Origin of the sequence: Methanosarcina sp., from assembly GCF_028693135.1 — an archaeon.
Taxonomy (GTDB): domain Archaea; phylum Halobacteriota; class Methanosarcinia; order Methanosarcinales; family Methanosarcinaceae; genus Methanosarcina.
Genome location: NZ_JAQUVZ010000060.1, coordinates 1 through 20,342 on the forward strand (window position 1 = coordinate 1; position 20,342 = coordinate 20,342).

The window sequence follows — 20,342 nt, forward strand, 5'->3', positions numbered from 1 at the left end:
ACTATTTGTCCACTGGCAAATGGGAATTTTTCCTGGGGCTGGATAATGGGAGCCGGATGAGCTGAGAGGTTCACGTCCGGTTCTGAGAGGGCCTGGGGGTGAAATTCCCCTGGGCTACTCACCTTGTAGTCCTTTCAAAGGAATGGATCGATCCTGACAGGGTTGGGGCTATTCTGGCTGATCTGGGCCTTGAATTGAACAAAGAAAAGACTTATGTCGGAACTGCTGGGAACGGGTTTGAGTTCGTGGGCTTCTATTTTCAGGAAATTGTGGAGGAAAACGGGGCAGGGAGTATTATAAAGATTATACCTACCGAGGGGTCTATTGAGAAGATAATAGAGAGTATCGAGAGCATAGAAAGCGCAATATGTATAGAAAACGCCCGCTTTGACAATGGATATCAAGCTCAGGCTCTGGATAATGTAATTAAAAATATCTATAGAGTTGTTAACCCCTGGGTAAACTACTACAAACACACGGAATACGCTGCTGGGCTTGAAAGAATTGAGCAGAACTTCAATAAAAAGATTAAAGAATTTATTTAAATATATATTCTGATTATAATTATATAGACAACTTATTCGATTAATATCATAAGCTATTTATCTTATCCCAAATATGAACAAAATTGAAAAATGTATTTGTAAAAAATTCCAGATAGATTTTATGAATTCTGAAAACATTAAACTCAAAACCCTTGAAATGACTTTCGAAGGAACAGAAGAATTCAGGGGAGATGCAAATCAGATCCGTGGTTTCTTTGCGTCAAAATTCAATGAATATGACCAGCTCCACAACCATAACACTGACAGGTTTTACTATCGTTACCCTCTCGTGCAGTACAAAGTTCTTGACAGGATGCCTCTCATAGTCGGTGTAAATGAAGGAGCAGAAATCTTGAAAGGTTTATTTGACAAATTTGATACGGTCACCCTTCCTCACGAAGACTTTGAAATCACTGAAAGGTCTATCAGGATTAAAAAACAGGACTTTGGCCTTACAAAAGGCATCTTTTTCTACGAATTCCTGACACCCTGGCTTGCTCTCAACAAAGAAAACGAAGAAAAATTCCTTGAGACCAGAAACCCTGAAGATCAAAAGGAAATCCTCAGGAGGACTCTGATAGGAAACCTGCTTTCCATGTCAAAGACCTTTGGGTACACTGTTCCTGATACAATAAAATGCGATGTTGATGTGGAGATTTGCTGTTCAAAATACAAAACTATGGATTTTACTTCTTTTACAGGCGTTTTTATGGTTAATTTTTTGATCCCAGATTTTATGGGAGTGGGGAAGGGAGTTGCTAAGGGGTTTGGGACTGTGAGGAAAATAAAAGAAAATAGAAGGAAATCTGAATCATTCCAATTTCACTAATGTTTGGTATTTTTAGAAAATTTATCATGAATTATGGAGCCATTTATGATAGAACCTGAGCCCATTATAATCGAAACTCTTACTCCAATATGGACAGGTGGAGTAAATGGGAAATCTACTGCAATTAAAGAAACAGGCATTATCGGAAGCATGCGTTGGTGGTATGAGGCAATAGTAAGAGGAATAGGGGGATATGCTTGCGATCCGATCAATACAATAAGTGAACAACGATGCACATTGGACGGAAAGGAAAAAACAGAAGACGAAAGAAATAAAAAAATGTGTCCGGTATGTTATCTTTTTGGGTGTGGAGGATGGAAACGGAGATTTCGATTAGAAATAGTGGATTCTGGTGCAAAAGAGACTTTTCATTTAGCTACACTTGATAGTGGAGCAGGAAACTACTGGTGGTTATCAACAATTTTCGAAAAAAACCTTAATGAAAACCTTTCCTTTGGAAAATTCACTTTTAAAATTTATCTCATTGGAAGAGATAATCAATCAGAAATAATTAATCAAATCAAATCTTTGCTCTCCATAATGTCTCATGTTGGTGCGATTGGTGCCAAAAATCAATATGGTTTTGGTCAGTTTGAAATGGAAGATAGGATGGATTTTCAAAACGCTCTGAATGAGATAAATAACTTTTCTAATAAGGATGAATTCAAAAAAGAGGCAAATAAACCAGACTGGTACTCTTTATCAAATTTTTGGTGTTATGAGTTTAAAATTCCTGTGAAAAACCAGTTAATCCAAAGATTTCAGAAATCGAACATCATTGGGAATAAATCTTTGTCTACGAGTTATCTGCCGGTATCTTTCGATATAAGGTATAAACTTCCAAACCACAATAAAGGTTCAGGATTGAGACAAGCATATTACGTTCATTGTAATGGAGATAAGAAACAAGTTCGTAAAATATTTGGCACACTCCCTAAGAGCGAAAAAAAAGAAGGTGGAATTGGAAGTCGAATTTTTGTAAGTCATCTATTTAGAGAGATGTCAGAAGAGGATTATTATTTTTTACGTGTTTGGGGTTTCACTAAAAAAGACGTGGGTGACCTTGTCAGTACGGAGATTAAAAAAATGTTTTCTCTTAAAGAGGTTCCAAAAATGAAATACGAAGAGGAGATCAATAATTTTTTAGGGGGTGCCTAAATGAACACTGATTGGGGTTCAGTTCTTCATCAACAGGAAAAAAACTCTATAAATGATTCAGAGATAATTGTTAAGGAAATCGATCAGGCAAGAAAGGAAGAAAAAGAAGAATTACAAAAAAAGTTAGAGATCAAACTTAAGGATCTAATTTTGCCCAACGAACATCTGGCCTATCATTACATGGTTACCATTAATCAAAAACTGTCTGATAATTTCCGAACAGCATGGCAGAGACAGAACTTGAAAGTCAATTTAGAAGAAGTTATAGAAAACTGGGGACTTACAAAATACATTAAAGACAATTTCTTGTATCCGAAGGTAAATCTTTCTACACTACCCAGTTATTCCTTTGTTCTCAAATTTATGTTTACACTTAAAAAGCCTTATATGTCTCTTGATGAAAACGATTTTCACATTATTGATAATCCCCTGAGAAAGGATAAAGTTATAAACCTCCCATTTGTAGCGCCTTCTTCTTGGAAAGGAAGTCTCAGGAACTCACTCTGGCAACTTAAATACGACCCTGAAAACGACTTGATAAGACGTATTTTTGGAAACGAGAAATCTCCCTCTGAAGAAATAGATCTGAGAAGAGGAAGATTGTATTTCTTCCCTACCTTTTTTACCAAAAAATCATTGGAAATAATTAATCCTCATGACCGAGAGCGTAGAGTTGGGACAGTGCCGATTCTAATGGAAAGCGTTCCACAAGATACAACGGGATTTTTCACACTTCTATATGTTCCTTTTGACTTGATTGGATGTGATGAAAACAACATTAAAAAACAGGTTTCTGAAGATCTAGAGTTGATCTCAAAAGGAGTAAAATTGATGTTTACTTATTATGGTTTTGGAGCCAAAACATCAAGTGGATACGGGACAGTTTATGAAAATGTTGAAGAGGGTACTGTCACTTTAAGAACTAAAGAAATAGAAGTTTCCGTCAAAGATACTGAGAAAGTAAAGCCTCCAGAAGACGGTTATATTAAATATCTTAATGAAGATGGCAGTGTCAAGGGAGAATTAAAAGGATCTGGAAAATATGGACTTCTAAGTGATAAAGAGTATTATAAAATAAAAAACCAGCTTGAAGGAAGTAAAAACGAATATAGAGGTTTCAGACAATGGTATGGGTTAAATGGAGAAAAGTGGCAAAAACATTTAAACTCTCTACAGTTTCCAAAACCTGAATGGCCAATTAGGAACTTTGAAAATTTCTCAGAATTAATCGAGATCTCCAAAAATATTGCTACCTCTTTAGAATCTTCGGGGGCTCATAATGAGTGCTGATCTCAAAATCCTTGCTGAGAATAGAGTAAATCTATTCTTAGCTGAGATTGCTGCTTGGTTGCATGATATGGGAAAATGCAGTGATAAATTTATAATCGGAAGTTCTAGGGACAAACCATCAGATTTGAAGTATTATGATATAAAAAAAGATTATTTATCAAATTTTGATGAAAGTAATAATGAAATTAAATCTCTTTTTGAGAAAAGATATGTTGACTTTTCTAAAGTAAATTTCATCAATGAGAAAGTTACCTTAAATGATCTTATTGTAAAAGGTCTTCCGAGGACTAATAAAGAAAAAGAGATAGATAAATTTCCTTGGTTGGTAAGAACATTAGGACGTTGTCATGGTGCAGCACATATTGAAAAAGAAACTACAGATAAAGTGTATAAACAATCTAAAGATTGCACAATGAAAAGTAATCCTTTTGGATTTGAAAAAAAGATAGATAATCTTACACTGAAATTAACAAATCTTCCGTATAGCGAAATGGAAAATCGGTCTTTTTTTGTTAAGTCGTTAGTTGAATCTTTTAATTATGCATTAGGCGATACCAGAAGGCCTACAAATGAGGTCACACTTACTGATTGGTCAGGCATAGTTGCTGCATTGTATAAATCCACTTTAGCTGGTGCATTACTCCTTGGGGAAAAAATAGATCCAGTTGAACTAAAGTGGAGGTTTTTATCAATAAGGTTTAATTCAGAACAAATATGGGGAAATGCTCAAAGCGTACCTGTATTAACTACAAAAAAAGAACTTTTAACAGAAGGTTTGGATCGAGTAAAAATTCTTCTTGAAGAAACTTGTCCATTAGGAAACGAAATATACCGAGATGAAAATAATAGTTTGTTCGTTGTACCAGACATCCCCGATTTACTGGACAAAATATATGAAAAAGATAAATCGCTAAAACAATTAATAGCAAATGAGTTTGGATTTGAAGGCGAAGTCGTTGTCACTACAGAAATTGATACTGAAACCTGGTGGGGACAAAAACCAGATAGAAATGATAATTCCCAAGAAAACGAAATCCCTCCTATAGCAAAGATACTTTCTAATGAAAAGCCTCACTCTACAGCAGATGCTAATTCCATTGAGAAATTCTGGAAAGATTCTTTCAATAGAGGAATTTGCACAATTTCCTGGTTACGTCCGCAGGGACCCACTTCAAAGGGATTTAACAGGAAAGCCTCAGATTGCTGGGTCGAGAGGGTAACGGGGAGAGCGCGTGAATGGTATAATAACCTTAATACCACAATATGGATTGATGAAGTTGCTGATACAAATAACAGAATTTGTTTGCTAACTGGAAAACTAGACCTCTTAGAATGGCTAAAACCAGATGGGTATATTTCTACGTTAAAGGTAGCTGAAGCACAAAATGAAGTCGTTACAAAAAACCCATCTTTTGCTCGTATGCATCGAGTCTGGAAAACAACTAAAGAATTCTGGGAAGATGTAGAATCTGAACTGAAGGGGAAAGTAGGCCCAGTTGACAGTAGGTTAAAGATTACTGGAAAATTCAAACCTGAAAACGCAAATATTCGGCTCACTAGATGCAATGCCTACAAAGCAATGTTGGATAGAATCGGTTTTAGCATTTTTTATGGGGAAAACAATGAATATCTCATAATCGATAATCTCAAAGAACTAGCAAATAAATTTGGTTTTAATCCTGAAAAATGCGCTGATAAAAGTCCTACAGAATATCTTAAAGAATATCTGTCCAATAAAAAAGTTAACATCTATGATTCTGAGGGACAAAACCGACTAAACCCCATCGGCAACTTGATAATATTAAATATCGAAGACGAAAATACCCCTTATGTTCCTGCAATTCCCATAATGGCTGAACCAAGTGTATTCATGGCTATAGTTCCAGCAGATAAAGCTCTTGAGATATCCAGACTAATAAAAATAAAATACGAAAAAGAAATGGGGAAAGTAAGGAATCGTTTGCCTTTAAGTCTTGGGATGGTATTTGCTAAGTCTCGCACTCCGTTAGCGGCTTTAATGGATGCAGGACGGAAGATGTTGCGCAAATCGAATAAAGAGAGATCAGTTAAAGAGGATAAATGGATCTTGAAAGAAAATCCAATTGAAAACGATAAATTGATTACTCTCAAATTTAATAACGGGATTAAATGGGAAGTTCTTTCAAAAATGGGAGATGACATAACTCCTGATATATGGTATCCCTTTTTTTATGTTGACGGAGATCTTCAGGACAGTTCTGACACTTTTATACACTCTTTTAAGAATTCTGAGGGATGGCTGGTTCATATTAATGAATTAAAAGAAGGAGATTCAGTAAAAATTTTACCTTCTAAATTCGATTTTGAATTTTTGGATTCGGCTTCCCGCAGATTTGAAATTTGTTATAATGAAAATGGAAATCGGAAGGAAAGCCTGAAAGCTCTAAGACCATACCTGCTAGAAGAACTTGATAGTTTCGATGGTTTATGGGATATATGCTCCAAAAACCTCTCAAACACTCAGATGAACAATATTATTACTCTTATTGAGAGAAAAAGGGATGAATGGGCTGTCGAAGAGGATAAAACTATTTTCGAAACTTTTGTTCGTGATGTCCTTTACAATGCAAACTGGAACAATGGAAGAAAACCAGATACTACAGACTTGGATAAATTAGAAGATGCGGCTAAGTCTGGGAAATTAAGGGATATTCTGGAGTTACACATGAACATTTTAAAGCTTAGAGCGAAGGAAGTTTCGGGAGGAATTTAAATGAACGGATCAAACGGACTTTATACTCAACAACGCTATCTATTCATGGCGCTGGACCCTATTCATATAGGTACTGGACAATCCCAACTTGGAAGGGTTGATAACACGATAGTTAGAGAGCCTGGAACAAATCTCCCCAAAATTCCAGGGACGAGTTTAATGGGAGCAGCACGTCAATATGCCTCAATGAAATATGGGAAACTAGAAGCAGCTGGCCTGCATAAAAAATTAAAAGGAAAAAACCATGAAAATTGTCCAATAATCTATACATTCGGTACATATACAGACACCGAAGGGGGCCAGCAAGGTAAAATTAGCATCAGTGACGCACAAATTTTGCTATTTCCAGTAAATTCTATTGCAGGACCCTTATGGGTCAGTACAAAAGAGACCCTCGAAGCTGCAGGATTCTCTTTAGAAAATGATGTTGAGTTTTCCGACGAAAGCATGTTTACTTCTACAAATTGGGGTAAAGAAACTTTAAATCTTGGGTGGCTCTCACTGAAGGCGATTCCCGGGTTAAATGTAGTCCCTCCAGATGTTATTAAAGGAAACAATGAATGGAATTCTATAGCTAACCGACTTTCAATTGTATCTTCCAAATTATTTTCTCAAATCGTTAATAGTAATCTTGAAGTTCGTACTTCTGTTGCCATAAATCCCGAAACTGGAACAGCTGAGGATAAAGCTTTGTTTACTTATGAAGCTATCCCGAGAGCAACCTGGTTATTTTTTGATGTAGTACAGGATGATTATAAAAATGAGTTTCCACCAACTGAAAAACAGTACAAGGACAAAACCGACAATATAGGTGATTCACTTGGGGAAACTTGGAACTCACCCATTGATGTTTTGAACGCGGGTTTTCATTTGATAGAGTATCTAGGTATCGGGGGAATGGTTACCAGAGGATTTGGAAGAATGAAAAATATATGTGGCTGGGAGGTTGAAAATGAATCTTGATCTCGAGGCTGCACGATCCTCTCAAGCACTCATGAAAGATACAATTAATCAACAAAGCAAGAGTGTAGAAAATCTCGTTAAAATGAATCTTGATCTCGAGGCTGCACGATCCTCTCAAGCACTCATGAAAGATACAATTAATCAACAAAGCAAGAGTGTAGAAAATCTCGTTACAAAGACTTTAGGTGTTTTACAAGAAAACGGGGTTTATGCTTGTATGCTATTTCTTTATTCGCGCAGTAATTCTGAAAAAGAAATTGCTAAATGTATAAGAAGTAGACTCCTGGAAATGACTGTATTTGTGGGAAAAAAATCACCAGATGGTGATAATTCAGAAGAAATCTTAGAATTCTTTACAAATAATATTTGTAATGACATTGATACGCTTTTCTTAACTAAACAACTTTGGGAGCAGACATTAATTTACGCCCGATATGGAGCAAAGGCCAGGGAGGACTAAAATGGCATGGACCTTCTATCGCATAAGTTTACGTCTTCTTTCTCCAGTTCATATAGGATGGAAAAAAACAGATAACTTGCAGCAGACACGGCCTTATGTTCTTGCCAAAACAATGTGGGGTGCATTGACTGCAAGAATAGCTAGAGACTATGGAAACTTTGACTATGAAAAGATTGGAAATGAAGTCGCTGAAAATTTAAGATTCAGTTATTTTTATCCTACAATAATACCTAACAAAATTGATATTTTTCCATGGGAAAATATTGATGACTTTTCCTGGAAGTATTTGAATAGTTCCCAAAATACCGCCCTGAATCAAAAAACAGCAGAAGAAGGTTCACTCCACGAGACTGAATATATCTCCCCGAAAACACGTAATAATAAGTCTGTGTATCTATTAGGTTATCTTTTTGAAAAAGAAGGGAGTGACTTAAAATGGCAAGAGTCATTAAAAAAAGTTCAGCTGGGAGGAGAACGTGGATATGGATGGGGAAAAGTGGAAATGGGAAAAGTGGAAATAGAGGAAATATCTAAACTCCATGACGAATTTTTTAATGGGTATACTGTAGATTTAAGTAATGAGAATCCGATTATAAATGTTCTCGAAGAAAATAAATACGTACTAGCGCATACTCTTGCAAACAACTTGAATTTAAATGGTTTAATAGAACCTTTTGTTGGCAGAGAAACATCCAAAAATAAATATTTTGGGGGGAAATATTCAAATGCTGAGATTTGTTGGATGCCTGGAGGCTTTGTAAATAAAAACGAAAAATTTGAAGTTCTACCTACAGGGTTATGGAAAAGTATGCATTGAGAGTTGAAATTTGTTAGATTCAATAATAAATTTATTTGGAATTCTATTTTATGACTTCATAATCCACCTATAAACCTGGAAAGTGAGGAAAACCTATGGAAACGTTAGAAAATCCATTTTCCTTTTTGGATATATTTGTTTATCTTTTTCCAGGACTTATTGTATTTTTTACAATAGCTTGGTTTTTCATACCTGAAAATCAGGTGCCTGACATTTGGGTATTTTTTTCCGAAACAAAAGACTTTAAATATATTTTCTTATTTTTGGCCTTAATAATTATGTATAGTTTAGGACATATTGTATCTTCTTTTGGAAGCTGTGTTTTTGAAAAGGGACTTGTGAAAAACTGCCTAGGTTATCCTAGAGATAATTTTTTTAGAAACGAGAAAAAGAGCAGATGGCCATTTATATACTATGGAGTTAATTATTCAGAACAGTTTAGAGAGCGATTTCAGGTTATATTTGAAAATTGTTTTGGTGAGTTTACAAATCAAGATAAATTCATATTATGTTTCACTTTTGTTAAAGAGAATTGTCCAACAACTTTTGGAAGAATTAATACTTTCATTTCTTTATATGACTTCTCAAGAAATTCAGCTGCAGCCCTGATTATCTTAAGTATTACATTCTTCCTCAAAAGCTATTTTATTTATGGCTTTCTAACATTTATATTTGCATTTCTTTTCACTTTCAGGTATTTGAAATTTTTTCAGTTACATTCGGACGAAATTTTTAGAACCTTCTATGTTTATAATCATAACAGATTCAATGATCAAGAAAAGTAAATTATTGGAGTTTGACCGTATTTTCGAATATTATACAGTTCAAACAAAAAGCAAGCTGCTTGAGGTCTAAAATTGTTTAAAAATTAGCTGAAAATAAGTAACTATTCAGCCGGGAAAAAACAATATCAATAGCCATCTTTACTAAGATTCAATAGACAAATTTCTGAAAATTAATTTTATTTGATTGTTGACTATTGATTGCGTTTGTTCAATTCTCATTGGTTAATAATCATACATATCGGTTTCATCAAAATCGATATCAATCAACGGATTTTTGTAGGCTGAATAGTTACGAAAATAAATAAAAAGGCTCTTCAAAAAGTACCTTCAACCCACGAACTCGACAAAAACCAAAAACCTAAAATAACCCCCAAAAGTTATTCTCTAACAGGGAGAATAGCCATGACCATCGAAACCGAAACTCCGGAATGTTGTCCTCGATTTGACCCCGTCCCCTGGGATGGAAAAGTCTTTGAATGGAACAATAAAAAGTTTATCAAGGATTCAGTTACCACGCAGCATTACATGCCTCTAAACTTTGGGGAGGTAATAATGAGGATGAACGAAAAAGTCGCCAGGGCTGGCGCGGAAGTGCCTGACTGGCTCTGTTTGTCGGACCATACCTCTGAAAGTAATATGGACCTCTACCTGGCTGTTGACAGAGAAGTGGATGGGGCTGAAAACGTAACCATGAGCGGGAAGTTCTTGACCAAAGTGTATGAAGGGGATTTTGAAAACACGGAAGGATGGTGCGGGGACATTGAAGGCTATGCAAAAAGCAAAGGGCTCGAAATCAAGGAATGGTATATGTGGTACACTACCTGTCCCGCCTGTGCCGAAAAATACGGGAAAAATTACGTTGTTATCGTGGCCGAAGTTTAAAATAAAAATAGAGTCATAATATCGGTGGCTCTACTTAACCTTTTTTTCTTATCAGGCCCGAGGGAGAAAGGAGAAGAAAGGGGGAAAAATCCTCCAAACTTACCCAACCGGAAAAATCTAGACTTTTTATTATTTTCTGGATTTTTGATTGATTGTAGTCAATTGCCAGTGGAATTCAGGGTAAATATTAGCAATCCCGGAAGATGTTAAAAATCTCTGAATTAGCACGCATTCACGGATTATTCGCTTTATATCGGATCAAACCAGCTATCGAATGCAGCAGAACTCCTGTAAAAGCCATAAAGACCCCGATGAAAGCCAGCAGCAACATCAAAACAGCAGACCCGAGATTTAAGTTTCCATCAGGATAAAAGGTTTGTACATGATTAAGGTGTATATACAACCCACTTGCCACAAGAATGAAACCTGGCAGAGTAAAGTAATACAGAGGACTATTAAACTCCACATAGTTAAAAATGTTTAACAAAACATTCGGACCATGCCCTAAAGGATTTTCCTTTGAGCAGTTTATATCACACACTTGAGCTACATTTTGAAGCGTAAGATCACCTTCTAGGTCATCAAAAAAATTCTTGTAAATTTATAGAATTAACTAATTTTCTTGATGGAAATACTTCAATATATAAAAATGCATCTAAAAGAATTATATATGGATCCAAATATATAAACTGGGGAACACAGATGAGTACGGAAATCTCTGTTCCGATACTGCCTTTCTTCCAGATTTTCCCGTAATTTCCGTATTTTCCGTATTTTCCCTCAATTTCCGTATTTTCCCGTAATTTCAATGGTTCTAACTAAATCCAGTTTCTTCAAAAAAGAATTCTGGTTTAACTGTATAATATATTCCACTAACCAGAGTGCAGGAAACTCTTTCTCCTGCCGATAGCAGAAAAAATATATAAACAAAGAATTGAATCCCAATAAAACCCGATTCTTGCCCCTGAAGTAGAGGATATATTTTTCCACCTTTGTGAAGCAAATTAACCATATACATATAAACAAATGGTTAAGCATCTAACCAGTTATTTATATACAGGTGGTTAAGCGTTTAACCAGTTATTTATATACATGTGGTTAAGCGTCTAACCAGTTATTTATATACATGTGGTTAAGCGTCTAACCAGCCATTTATATACAGGTGGTTAAGCATCTAAACAAAATATGAAAAAATTGAAAATTACTTCTTTTTCTCCCGTCCTCTCCCCACTTTTTTCTCAGTTTCCTCTCCTTTTGGTTCTCTCCTTGTCCATACACTTCTCTCAGTTCTCTCTCCTCTTTGCTCCGTTCCCTGACCCCAACTCTTCTCAGTCGTCTCTTCTTTTGGTATTCTCCTTGTCCATTCGCTCTTTTTAGGCCCCTCTACTCTCTGTTCTCTTCCCTGAACCCGAGTTTTCTTCATTATCTCGCTTGTTGGCTCCTTCCTTGTCCATACGCTCCTCCTGACTTCCGGCTTTTCCTCTTCTCTTTCCTCTTCATCTTCATCCAGGTCGTATCCGAGTTTTGAGCTTAAGGAATTTCTGGCTTTTCGGGCTTCGGCATAGTCCGGATTGAGCCTGAGGGCTCTTTCAATGGTTCTGAGGGCTTCTTCGTCTTTATCCAGACCTGCGAGTGCCATGCCTTTGCAGTACCAGGCGTCAGCAAAGTCGGGCTTTATTAAGATAGCTTGACTGCAGGGCTCAAGCGCTTTTTTATATCTGCCGAGCTTGAGGTGGACCATTGCTTTTCCGATCCAGATCTTTGCATTGTCCGGGTTTATTTTGAGGGCGGCATCATAGGCTATTAGGGATTCCACATGCCTGTCCAGGCTGGAGAGAGCAAAGGCTTTGCCTTCCCAGGTCCGGGGGAGGTCCGGGTTTATTTTGAGAGCAGCATCGTAAGCTATTATGGCTGCTTCGTATTCGCCAAGGTCAACGAGGACTGAGCCTTTTGCGTTCCATGCACCCGCGAGTTTGGGGTTGGCAGCAAGGGCTTTTTCAGAGGCTGCAAGGGCTTTTTTGTGCTGCCCGAGCCTGCAAAGGACTGAGGTTTTAAGGTTCCAGGTCTTGTCGCTGTTAGGCTTAATTTCAAGCAGCCTGTCAAAAGCCTGCAGGGCATCTTCATCCCTGTTGAGCTGAAGGAGCACGAAACCTTTTTCGTAGAGGTAGGCAGGATTCGAAGGTTCGATTTCAAGAGCTTTTTCAAAGGCTTTCAGGGAATCACTGTACATCCTGTACCTTAGAAACACTGCGGCTTTGCCTGCCCAGGCGGCTGCATCATCAGGGTTTTTCTGAAGGGCTTTATCATAAAGCGCAAGTGCTTTACTCCGGCGTTCAGAGACTGTTTCACCGGCATTGTCGGCCCTGCCTCCACCTTTCAGGGGGGTTCTGCCTGTCTTGCCTTTCTTGCCAGTCTTACATGTTTTGCCTGCTCTATCTGGTCTACATGTTTTGCCTGCTCTGCCTGGCTTACCTGTTCTGCCTGGCTTACCTGTCCTGTCTGGCTTACCTGTTCTGTCTGGCTTACCTGTTCTGTCTGGCCTGCCTGTCTTGCCTGTTCTGTCTGGCTTATCTGCCTTGCCTGTATTTTTTTTAGAATCATTTGCCATAGTATCGGTCCCGTGTAATTAGGTTTGGAGTAACTTTTTTTGCAATGAGAATTAGGTACACACCCAACCTCCCCTGATGGGCGGCAAATTCTCCGAGAAATCTAATTTCAAACTCTGTTCTCGTATTTCAAACTGATCCTGCTAACCTACTCCTGCCACCTATTCCTGCTAATCCATTTCAAGCGGAGGATATTCGATATAGATCCGGAAACAAGAAGAAACCTTCTCGACAGTTCCGGAAAAGCCGAAAATATCAGATATGGGTAGATATAGATAGAAAATTCTCCTGTAAAATAAAGAGGTAAAGCCCATTATTAAATGCACCATTATATAAACCTGGACCTGAACTCTGAAAACCCGTATCCATTTCGTGTGTCTTCTGTTAAGTGAAGAACCATAATATATTGCACCCATTCCCACAACAGATGTTCAAAATTTTGACATAATCGGGCGTTTCATGACTCTCAGGGCTTCCGGCAAGATCTCTTTTTAAGTTAAGAAAACGGGAAGAAAAAACCGGGAAGAAAAAAAATCCGGTTCTTTAATGGCCATAATGCCCTATTAGAATAGCCGCAAAAACTGACATCAGCAGACATAAGAAAGTAAATATGAGAGCAAGGATTGACTTCATCTCGTCTTCTTCTGGCATCTTGTGGGGCGTTCCATTTACATACAATAGATAGAGCACGGCTGTTGAAACTGGCACTACCCAGAAGAAGTACTTGATGTCATCATAAGATACCACCTCAGTTGCATTCATCATGATTAATGCAATCATCAACCAGCCTATGATAAGATAAATTCCGATGACTGTCTTCTTTTTCACAGACAAGAATTTAGAGCTCCTGCTGTGGCACTGATTCTGAGTTTTTGGATCTGTCAACTATGTAACACCCTAATTTAATATAGGGACTTAGGTTTAAAACTGTTTCTTTCCCGGCTTCAGTCGATGAGGAGGAGGGACATCGGCTCAGGCTGCCCTTTGATAGGAAATACGATGGGCATTTCTGCTTCTGCAGCCGTCTTTTTCATCTTACCTCAGCAGGAGACCCCTTCCTCGACATTTCCGGCTTGCCGGAAATGGCAGGTAGGGGAGGAATGCGTCATCTGTACCATCTGAACTAATGTTGTACTCCTCGCACTCAGTCTCCTGCATTTTTTCTTAACATTAACACTATCTGAAATTTTGTTTCCGAATATATCTGAGATTGAAAAATACCCGGATGACCGTTTGCCACGAATGAACCCGATCCCGTTTTCCGTTTTTACAATATCAAATTTCCTGAGCCCAAACAGCTTTCCGGTAGGTATTTTCTTCTCTGATCTCTTCCCTCTCCGCTGCTGATAATCTCCCGCAGGAACGTTTCTTTTTAGAAAAACCGAATCTTCTACCTCTACATTCTGATCGTCCCTGCAACAGATAGCAACAGCATCAAAGTAATGTGTTTTTAACAACTTCAAGACCTGCTCTCTCCTGTACTTTGTTTCGTACCCGAAAGTCTCTGCAAAACTCCAGCCGGATTTCCGGATTTGGGATTTGAGGATCCCGATTTCAGTTGCATGTTTTGTTTTTGACTTTTTCCCTGAAAGCTTGAATTCTCCATTGTGCAGGGCTTTGTGACAGGTTTCACAAAGCGTAATCAGGTTTTCCGGTGTATCTGTCCCCTTCTGTGACCTGAAAACAATGTGATGGCAATGTAGCCGGAAATCCTTTGACTTTCCCCTGCATTGCTGGCATGTGTAGCCGTCCCGATCCAGAACGTAAGCTTTGACATTGTAGAAGCCTTTAAGGTCCCCTTCCTGATACCCAACCCCGGAAACCTCCGGATTTGTTATTTTGTGAATATCAAAGGAAGCAAGCTCTACCTTCCACCCGGTTACAGGAAGCAGGGATTCCAAAAACCTCTTTTCCCGGAAATGAGACTCAAGTTTGCTTCGGATAGAAGGAGCTAATCTCCCTTCTTTCCTTGAATTTCCCCGGTTATCAAATCTTGCAGGTCTATACCTTGTTTTTCTACCTCTTCTGTTTCTCCGGTACATCTTCCGTTGTTCCATCTTTTTCAAAACGTTTTCTCTAAGGTAGATTTCGGACTGATACAACACTTTTCCGTTAGCAATGGCTGCACAGCCCACTACCTTAGAGCCGGTATCCATCCCTGCAGTTACAGGTTGAGTATACCCACTGCTTCCGAAAAGTAACTTGATGGTGAATGGAGTATTTCGGACCACTTTTGCCTTGCCTGCTTGCAGTAGCTTTCTGGCTTTTGAAGGTTTACAGGGCATAAGTGGTTTTTTGTTTTGATTGATTACGAAAACTAACATATAGTTTTCCTCCGAAGAGTTATGCGTATCTGAATTGTGGAGTCAATTCCGGAATCCGTCTTCCTCTCGATCTGATATGGAAAGGTTTAACGATGCAAGCACTGTCCCTACCTCTCAGGACTGTTTAACCGGCATCCTTAGAGCCTTAAACTGAGGCGGCATTCAAGGGTAACTATTTCTTTCCTATCGTTTACCGATTTTCTATTGCTCCTTATCGGTGATCTGGTCAACCAGGGCTTGTTAGACAAGCCCCTTCCTCAAAAACCTGAGCCGTTAGGAAGGTTTTAGGGAGGGGTAATTGACATTAATTCCAACAGCGTGTTCCGGGATCCTTGCCATGTTTGAGTGGACGCAGGTTCCCTTTTCCACGTTGCACTTTTCACAGAGCCTGCACGAACCGTTAACAAATGCGACTGCAAAGGTGAAACCCTCGTTAAAGGCAGTCTTTTCAAGTTCCAGCATTGAGAACAGTATTTTTTTGCTGTAGTCGAAATAATCAGACCAGAATTTTCCTGCCTTTTCCCTTGTTTCATCAGATTCGGCAGGGTCAAGCCAGGTCTTATAAGGGGCTTTTGCTATCTCTTCATCTGCAACTGCAGGAGACCGGAACTTGACAAGCAGGGCATACCTGTACTCTTTTAAGATCTCTCTGAATTCATCAACTGTAGGAACGTGGGGGGGACAGGTCAGTTTTTTCCCGTATCCCACACACCCTCTGCATTTTAAAACTACCCTCTTCTCTACAAACACGCTGTAGGTTGGGATAATTTTTGCATCGACTGCTCCCAGTTCCAGGGCTTTTTTTGCAAGGAATTCAAGTTCATCAGGTTTTATATCTTGATTTGGCATCTCTATCCCTCTTCAAAACCTCTTTTCATTTAGAAGCGGCATATAAATCATTTCATCTCTTTGCCATTTCACCCGACGACTACACACTACTTAACTTTTTTAAATATTTTTGTTTCACTGATTTTTGTTTCACTGAAGACCTGTTCTGTTTTCCCGATTTTTAATTTTTCGGATGTTATGCGATTTTTGATTCCTTAACTTATTTCTAATATTCTATCAACTTTTAACCGCAAACTTTCCAGAAAAATCATGTTTCTACGTCGGTATGATAATTATATGCATACATAATATCAAGTAGCAACAAAGTATACAAAAGTATTAAATATTGGTTGGTAGTATAGATAAATGTCTCTTCCCGACAGACACAAATCTAAAATCGCCTCCTAAATTGTCGAAAGCACCTGAAACTCCTTTTTTGCCCCTGCCTGAGAAAAAACGGGTAGGGGTCAAGGGTGCAAAACAAAGTATGGAAAAAAAGAACTGCGAACCAATTGTATCTAAACTTGTCTCAAAGATACTGATATTTAAAACTTGGAAAGTAGGAACTTATATAACAAAAGGGGACATTAAACAAATATATTTTATGTTCTCCAGTTGATGTTCCTGGTTTAAATGCAGGTCATTTTATTCGCATTGTTGAGGGGAGATATAGTGAGAAAAATAATACTGCATATATCTATTTTACTTATGGTTCTTGCAAGCGGCTGCATTACCCTGTCAGTTGATTCGAAGGTAAACAAAAACGGGGAAATCTTTCAGTATGACATGACAATAGATACGAACTCATACGTTTATTCGCTATTGAACTCGCAGGCTTCGGAGGATGGGAAGACTTTGAGGGAGAGTGTTGTTGCACAGGGTGGGCAATACGAGGAAATCTGGGATGGGGACAACGTAAAAATAAGCATAAAAGGGCTGCCGCCGGAAAACGCGTATGCAGAAAAAGCCGGGGATTATCTTACTTACAGGGATCCTATGAAGAATTTTTCGTCAGGGTATCAAAATGCTCCTGAAGACGCCTTTGGCAGGAATGGAGCTGCGGATTCTCTTTTTAAAATCCACTATTACCTGGAGATGCCCGGGGAAATTGTTGACTCGAATGCTGACTTTGTTGACGGCAATAAAGCCGAGTGGCATATGGTTAATGCAGCTTCCATAAGGGACATCTACGCAAAATCCAAAGTGCCTCTTCTCCCGGGGTTCGGACCATCCGGAGCTTTGCTTGCTCTTCTGGTTGCAGCCTTTTTTGTGAGGAGATGAAGAAATAACCTGAAGTGCCCTGCATAATCGTTAATACATCAGGACCCTCACCAGAGCCCTCCCCGCCTGCAAGACAGGCAGCTTTCTTCAGTATATTTTTCGCAGATTATTTCGAATATTATACCTCCCTGACCACCCTGACCACCCTGAATCCCAGGCTGTTGAGCTTCCTATTCTGCGCTGCAAAAAGCCTTTCAGCCGACCTGCAGCAGCCTGCATTTCCGTTCCAGCCCCCACCCTTTCTTATCCGTACAGGAACAGATACACTTGGCAAAGAACTCTCCCAGGCTCTGCCGTCTGAAGGCGCTCCTTTGTAGCTGATATGGTATTCGTCCTGTACCCATTCCCCTACATTTCCGTAAATATCATAAAGTCCCCAGGGATTGGGCTTCTTCAAACCGACTGGATGAGTTTCAAGTCCGGAGTTCTTGAGAAACCAGGCATATTCTGTGAGTTTGGATTCGCAGTCCCCAAAGAAGTAGCTGCCTGTGGTACCTGCCCTTGCTGCGTATTCCCACTCAGCTTCCGTGGGGAGGCGGTAAACTGAGCTCTTTTCGCCAGTATTTTCAACGGCATTAAGTTTTCGGATAAAAGCCTGCGTCTCTTCCCAGGAAACAGTTTCAACCGGGTACTTTTCATCTCTGAAATATGAAGGGAAATTTCCCATCACTTTACTCCACTGTTCCTGCGTAACCGGATACCTGCCCAGGTAAAAGGGTTTTTTTATCGATACCCTGTGTACAGGGCTTTCCCAGAGCTTTCTGCGCTTCTCAAGGGAAGGAGAGCCCATATCAAATTCTCCTGCAGGGATAGGGACAAACTCCATTCCGATTGAGTTTCTGATCAGGTTGTTTGCAGTGATTGGACTGTTAGTAGATCCTGCAGTCGAACCTTTAATTGAAATATTAGAAATATTGTTTAGAGTAAGGGCTGAGCCCCCGGTTAAATCTTCAGTTAAATCTTCAGTTAAATCTTCAGTTAAATCTTCAGTTAAATCTTCAGTTAAATCTTCAGTTAAATCTTCAGTTAAGTTCTCAAACGTGGATACAGAGTCTTTTGAGTATGTATATTTTCCACAAAAGTATATGTTTAGATCCAGCGGTTTCACAGCTCCAGTAAGAATAAATATTTTTCTGGATGCTATTTTCGTCTTCTGTTTTTTATTCCTTCCTGTTTGACTTTTTATTCATTTTTTATCTCCCGAAGCGGGAAGACTCCTTCCTCGGACAATCCGGTAGAACCGGATTGGACAGGTGGGAGATGAGAGCGTCAACTTCCCCACAATCCGAAGATAATAATTTCGTATATCTCCATATAGTTACAAAGAGTATATTATAAAGATGCTTCGAGGTAACAGATACCGAATTTACCCTAATAAGGAGCAAAAAGCTCTTATGGAAAAACACTTCGGTAGCTGTCGTTTTGTCTATAATAAACTCCTTGAAATCAAATCGTTAATGTATAAAAAATTCAGAATAAGTCTCTCGGAGTTTGACCTTAATAATCACCTCTTAGTTTTGAAAGAAGTGTATCCCTGGTTGAAAGAAGTTAATGCAGGAGCATTGCAACAAGCAAGTAGAAATCTGAATAAAGCTTTTACAAACTTCTTTAATTTTGGATTTGGGTATCCTCAAAAGAAAAAGAAAAAAGATCACCATTTTTCCTTTCAGATTCCTCAACACTATAGTCTTGATACATCTATTTCCAAAGTTTTGTTGCCTAAGTTTGGTTGGATTAAGGTTAAGATGCATAGGGAAATTAGCAAAGGAAGTTTGAAAACTATAACTATATCCAGAACACCAACAGGAAAATACTACATAAGTTTTCTAACTAATGATGGAGAAAAACTTCCCGAAAAACAAGAATTTTCTCATGCTACCTTGATTGGAATAGATGTAGGAGTTACGACTTTCGCTACTCTTTCTACCGGAGAAAAAATTGATAACCCAAAATTCCTGAAAAACTCTCTTGAAAGATTGAAATGTTTGCAAAGAAGAGTTTCTAAGAAAGTTAAAGGTTCGAAAAACCGGAGAAAGGCAGTCTATAAACTTACGAAAATCCACGAAAAAATAAGTAATCAAAGGCATGATTTCCAGCATAAAGTTTCAAATCGGTTAATCAGCGAAAACCAAGCAATAGCCGTTGAAACTCTCAATATTAAAGGATTAAAGAAAAACCACAAATTAGCTCAGGTTATCAGTGATTCAGCATGGTATTCTTTCGTACTGAAATTAACGTACAAAGCTGAATGGGTAGGAAAAACTATACTGAAAATAGGCATGTTTGAACCTTCCTCTAAAATCTGTAATGTTTGTGGTTATAAACTTAAAGAATTAAGTTTAGATATTAGAGAGTGGCAATGTCCTGATTGCAAAAATACGCATGATAGAGACATTAATGCCGCTATCAATATTAAGAAAATTGCTGTAGGGACTACAGTTTGAGCCTGTGGACTTGGAAAAAACGGCAACCGCCAAGTATGAAGCAGGAAGCTCCTTCCTCAAAAACTTGAGCTATTAAGCGAAAGTTTTAGGGAGGGGTAGTTCACGTTCCTTGTCTTCAGTCCTTTTTATTTTGACTCGACTTCAATTTTTATCCAATAAATTACAATTTGTATTTAATATTTTTATATTTTTGTATGAATATTTTAAAATTATATTTGTAGTAGCTTATAATTAACATGAAAGTCTCTAAATTAGAAAAACGCACATGAAATTCTTCGAATAACATGCCCAAACAATGAAAGTCCTTTTCACTTACCTTTTTTTGATATTAACTCCATCATTACCTTGGGACAGGAAGGTTGTTTTTTATTTGGCTCT

The 20,342-nt window shown here is 38.3% G+C and carries 19 protein-coding genes; 13 read left to right on the forward strand and 6 right to left on the reverse strand.

Going from position 1 to position 20,342, the window contains the following annotated elements; genetic code table 11:
• Nucleotides 1–98: 98 nt before the first annotated feature.
• The 10 genes from PHF18_RS16565 (at nt 99) to PHF18_RS16610 (ending at nt 10,481) form a co-directional block, all read left to right on the forward strand.
• Nucleotides 99–545 carry a hypothetical protein gene (locus PHF18_RS16565; RefSeq protein ID WP_300104679.1) on the forward strand — a complete coding sequence of 149 codons (447 nt, stop codon included), beginning with the start codon at nt 99–101 and terminating at the stop codon, nt 543–545.
• A 121-nt stretch (nt 546–666) separates the two neighbouring features.
• Nucleotides 667–1,374: a CRISPR-associated endonuclease Cas6 gene (locus PHF18_RS16570; RefSeq protein ID WP_300104681.1), complete on the forward strand. Its 708-nt coding sequence runs from the start codon at nt 667–669 to the stop codon at nt 1,372–1,374.
• 33 nt (nt 1,375–1,407) lie between these two features.
• The gene (gene cmr1 / locus PHF18_RS16575) at nt 1,408–2,532 is read left to right on the forward strand and encodes a type III-B CRISPR module RAMP protein Cmr1 (protein ID WP_300104682.1); all 1,125 of its coding nucleotides are present in this window, start codon (nt 1,408–1,410) and stop codon (nt 2,530–2,532) included.
• Entirely contained in the window at nt 2,533–3,822 is a 1,290-nt protein-coding gene (locus PHF18_RS16580) for an RAMP superfamily CRISPR-associated protein (protein WP_300104684.1), read from the forward strand.
• On the forward strand, nt 3,812–6,574 hold the full coding sequence (locus PHF18_RS16585) for a CRISPR-associated protein Csx11 (RefSeq protein ID WP_300104686.1): 2,763 nt from the start codon (nt 3,812–3,814) through the stop codon (nt 6,572–6,574). Before PHF18_RS16580 ends, PHF18_RS16585 begins: the two co-directional genes overlap by 11 nt.
• Nucleotides 6,575–7,537: a type III-B CRISPR module RAMP protein Cmr4 gene (gene cmr4 / locus PHF18_RS16590; RefSeq protein ID WP_300104688.1), complete on the forward strand. Its 963-nt coding sequence runs from the start codon at nt 6,575–6,577 to the stop codon at nt 7,535–7,537. It begins immediately after the preceding gene.
• Entirely contained in the window at nt 7,527–7,997 is a 471-nt protein-coding gene (locus PHF18_RS16595; protein ID WP_300104690.1) for a hypothetical protein, read from the forward strand. Before cmr4 ends, PHF18_RS16595 begins: the two co-directional genes overlap by 11 nt.
• A gap of 1 nt (nt 7,998) precedes the next feature.
• A complete protein-coding gene (locus PHF18_RS16600) occupies nt 7,999–8,814 on the forward strand; it encodes an RAMP superfamily CRISPR-associated protein (protein WP_300104692.1) in 816 nt (271 codons plus the stop codon).
• Nucleotides 8,815–8,909: 95 nt separating this feature from the next.
• Nucleotides 8,910–9,599, forward strand: a complete 690-nt coding sequence (locus PHF18_RS16605; protein ID WP_300104693.1) for a hypothetical protein — start codon at nt 8,910–8,912, stop codon at nt 9,597–9,599.
• Nucleotides 9,600–10,001: 402 nt separating this feature from the next.
• Nucleotides 10,002–10,481 (forward strand): hydrolase, encoded by a 480-nt coding sequence (locus PHF18_RS16610; RefSeq protein WP_300104695.1) that lies wholly within the window; start codon nt 10,002–10,004, stop codon nt 10,479–10,481.
• Nucleotides 10,482–11,062: 581 nt separating this feature from the next.
• On the opposite strand, the gene PHF18_RS16615 is transcribed toward PHF18_RS16610, so the two are convergent.
• The 5 genes from PHF18_RS16615 to PHF18_RS16635 form a co-directional block, all read right to left on the reverse strand.
• Entirely contained in the window at nt 11,063–11,290 is a 228-nt protein-coding gene (locus tag PHF18_RS16615) for a hypothetical protein (RefSeq protein WP_300104697.1), read from the reverse strand.
• Nucleotides 11,291–11,682: 392 nt separating this feature from the next.
• Complete coding sequence (locus tag PHF18_RS16620) at nt 11,683–13,089, reverse strand: tetratricopeptide repeat protein (RefSeq protein WP_300104698.1); 1,407 nt, start codon at nt 13,087–13,089, stop codon at nt 11,683–11,685.
• 541 nt (nt 13,090–13,630) lie between these two features.
• A complete protein-coding gene (locus PHF18_RS16625) occupies nt 13,631–13,972 on the reverse strand; it encodes a hypothetical protein (protein ID WP_300104700.1) in 342 nt (113 codons plus the stop codon).
• 155 nt (nt 13,973–14,127) lie between these two features.
• Nucleotides 14,128–15,411 (reverse strand): RNA-guided endonuclease IscB, encoded by a 1,284-nt coding sequence (gene iscB / locus PHF18_RS16630; RefSeq protein WP_300104702.1) that lies wholly within the window; start codon nt 15,409–15,411, stop codon nt 14,128–14,130.
• 273 nt (nt 15,412–15,684) lie between these two features.
• Nucleotides 15,685–16,260 (reverse strand): DUF2284 domain-containing protein, encoded by a 576-nt coding sequence (locus PHF18_RS16635; RefSeq protein ID WP_300104703.1) that lies wholly within the window; start codon nt 16,258–16,260, stop codon nt 15,685–15,687.
• 325 nt (nt 16,261–16,585) lie between these two features.
• On the opposite strand from PHF18_RS16635, the gene PHF18_RS16640 reads away from it, so the two are divergent.
• Both PHF18_RS16640 and PHF18_RS16645 read left to right on the forward strand, forming a co-directional pair.
• Nucleotides 16,586–16,858, forward strand: coding sequence for a hypothetical protein (locus PHF18_RS16640; RefSeq protein WP_300104705.1), 273 nt, complete (start codon nt 16,586–16,588; stop codon nt 16,856–16,858).
• A gap of 53 nt (nt 16,859–16,911) precedes the next feature.
• The gene (locus PHF18_RS16645; protein WP_300104706.1) at nt 16,912–17,520 is read left to right on the forward strand and encodes a hypothetical protein; all 609 of its coding nucleotides are present in this window, start codon (nt 16,912–16,914) and stop codon (nt 17,518–17,520) included.
• A gap of 118 nt (nt 17,521–17,638) precedes the next feature.
• On the opposite strand, the gene PHF18_RS16650 is transcribed toward PHF18_RS16645, so the two are convergent.
• Complete coding sequence (locus PHF18_RS16650) at nt 17,639–18,628, reverse strand: formylglycine-generating enzyme family protein (RefSeq protein WP_300104708.1); 990 nt, start codon at nt 18,626–18,628, stop codon at nt 17,639–17,641.
• A 232-nt stretch (nt 18,629–18,860) separates the two neighbouring features.
• Between PHF18_RS16650 and PHF18_RS16655 the strand changes: the two genes are divergently transcribed.
• Nucleotides 18,861–19,964, forward strand: a complete 1,104-nt coding sequence (locus PHF18_RS16655) for an RNA-guided endonuclease TnpB family protein (RefSeq protein WP_300103935.1) — start codon at nt 18,861–18,863, stop codon at nt 19,962–19,964.
• Nucleotides 19,965–20,342: the final 378 nt, after the last annotated feature.

Coding starts and splice junctions, on each gene's coding strand:
- PHF18_RS16600 (WP_300104692.1), top strand. CDS start 7,999: ATGGCATGGACCTTCTATCGCATAAGTTTACGTCTTCTTTCTCCAGTT.
- PHF18_RS16655 (WP_300103935.1), top strand. CDS start 18,861: ATGCTTCGAGGTAACAGATACCGAATTTACCCTAATAAGGAGCAAAAA.
- PHF18_RS16595 (WP_300104690.1), top strand. CDS start 7,527: ATGAATCTTGATCTCGAGGCTGCACGATCCTCTCAAGCACTCATGAAA.
- PHF18_RS16570 (WP_300104681.1), top strand. CDS start 667: ATGAATTCTGAAAACATTAAACTCAAAACCCTTGAAATGACTTTCGAA.
- PHF18_RS16580 (WP_300104684.1), top strand. CDS start 2,533: ATGAACACTGATTGGGGTTCAGTTCTTCATCAACAGGAAAAAAACTCT.
- PHF18_RS16610 (WP_300104695.1), top strand. CDS start 10,002: ATGACCATCGAAACCGAAACTCCGGAATGTTGTCCTCGATTTGACCCC.
- cmr1 (WP_300104682.1), top strand. CDS start 1,408: ATGGAGCCATTTATGATAGAACCTGAGCCCATTATAATCGAAACTCTT.
- PHF18_RS16585 (WP_300104686.1), top strand. CDS start 3,812: ATGAGTGCTGATCTCAAAATCCTTGCTGAGAATAGAGTAAATCTATTC.
- cmr4 (WP_300104688.1), top strand. CDS start 6,575: ATGAACGGATCAAACGGACTTTATACTCAACAACGCTATCTATTCATG.
- PHF18_RS16605 (WP_300104693.1), top strand. CDS start 8,910: ATGGAAACGTTAGAAAATCCATTTTCCTTTTTGGATATATTTGTTTAT.
- PHF18_RS16620 (WP_300104698.1), bottom strand. CDS start 13,089: ATGGCAAATGATTCTAAAAAAAATACAGGCAAGGCAGATAAGCCAGAC.
- iscB (WP_300104702.1), bottom strand. CDS start 15,411: ATGTTAGTTTTCGTAATCAATCAAAACAAAAAACCACTTATGCCCTGT.
- PHF18_RS16635 (WP_300104703.1), bottom strand. CDS start 16,260: ATGCCAAATCAAGATATAAAACCTGATGAACTTGAATTCCTTGCAAAA.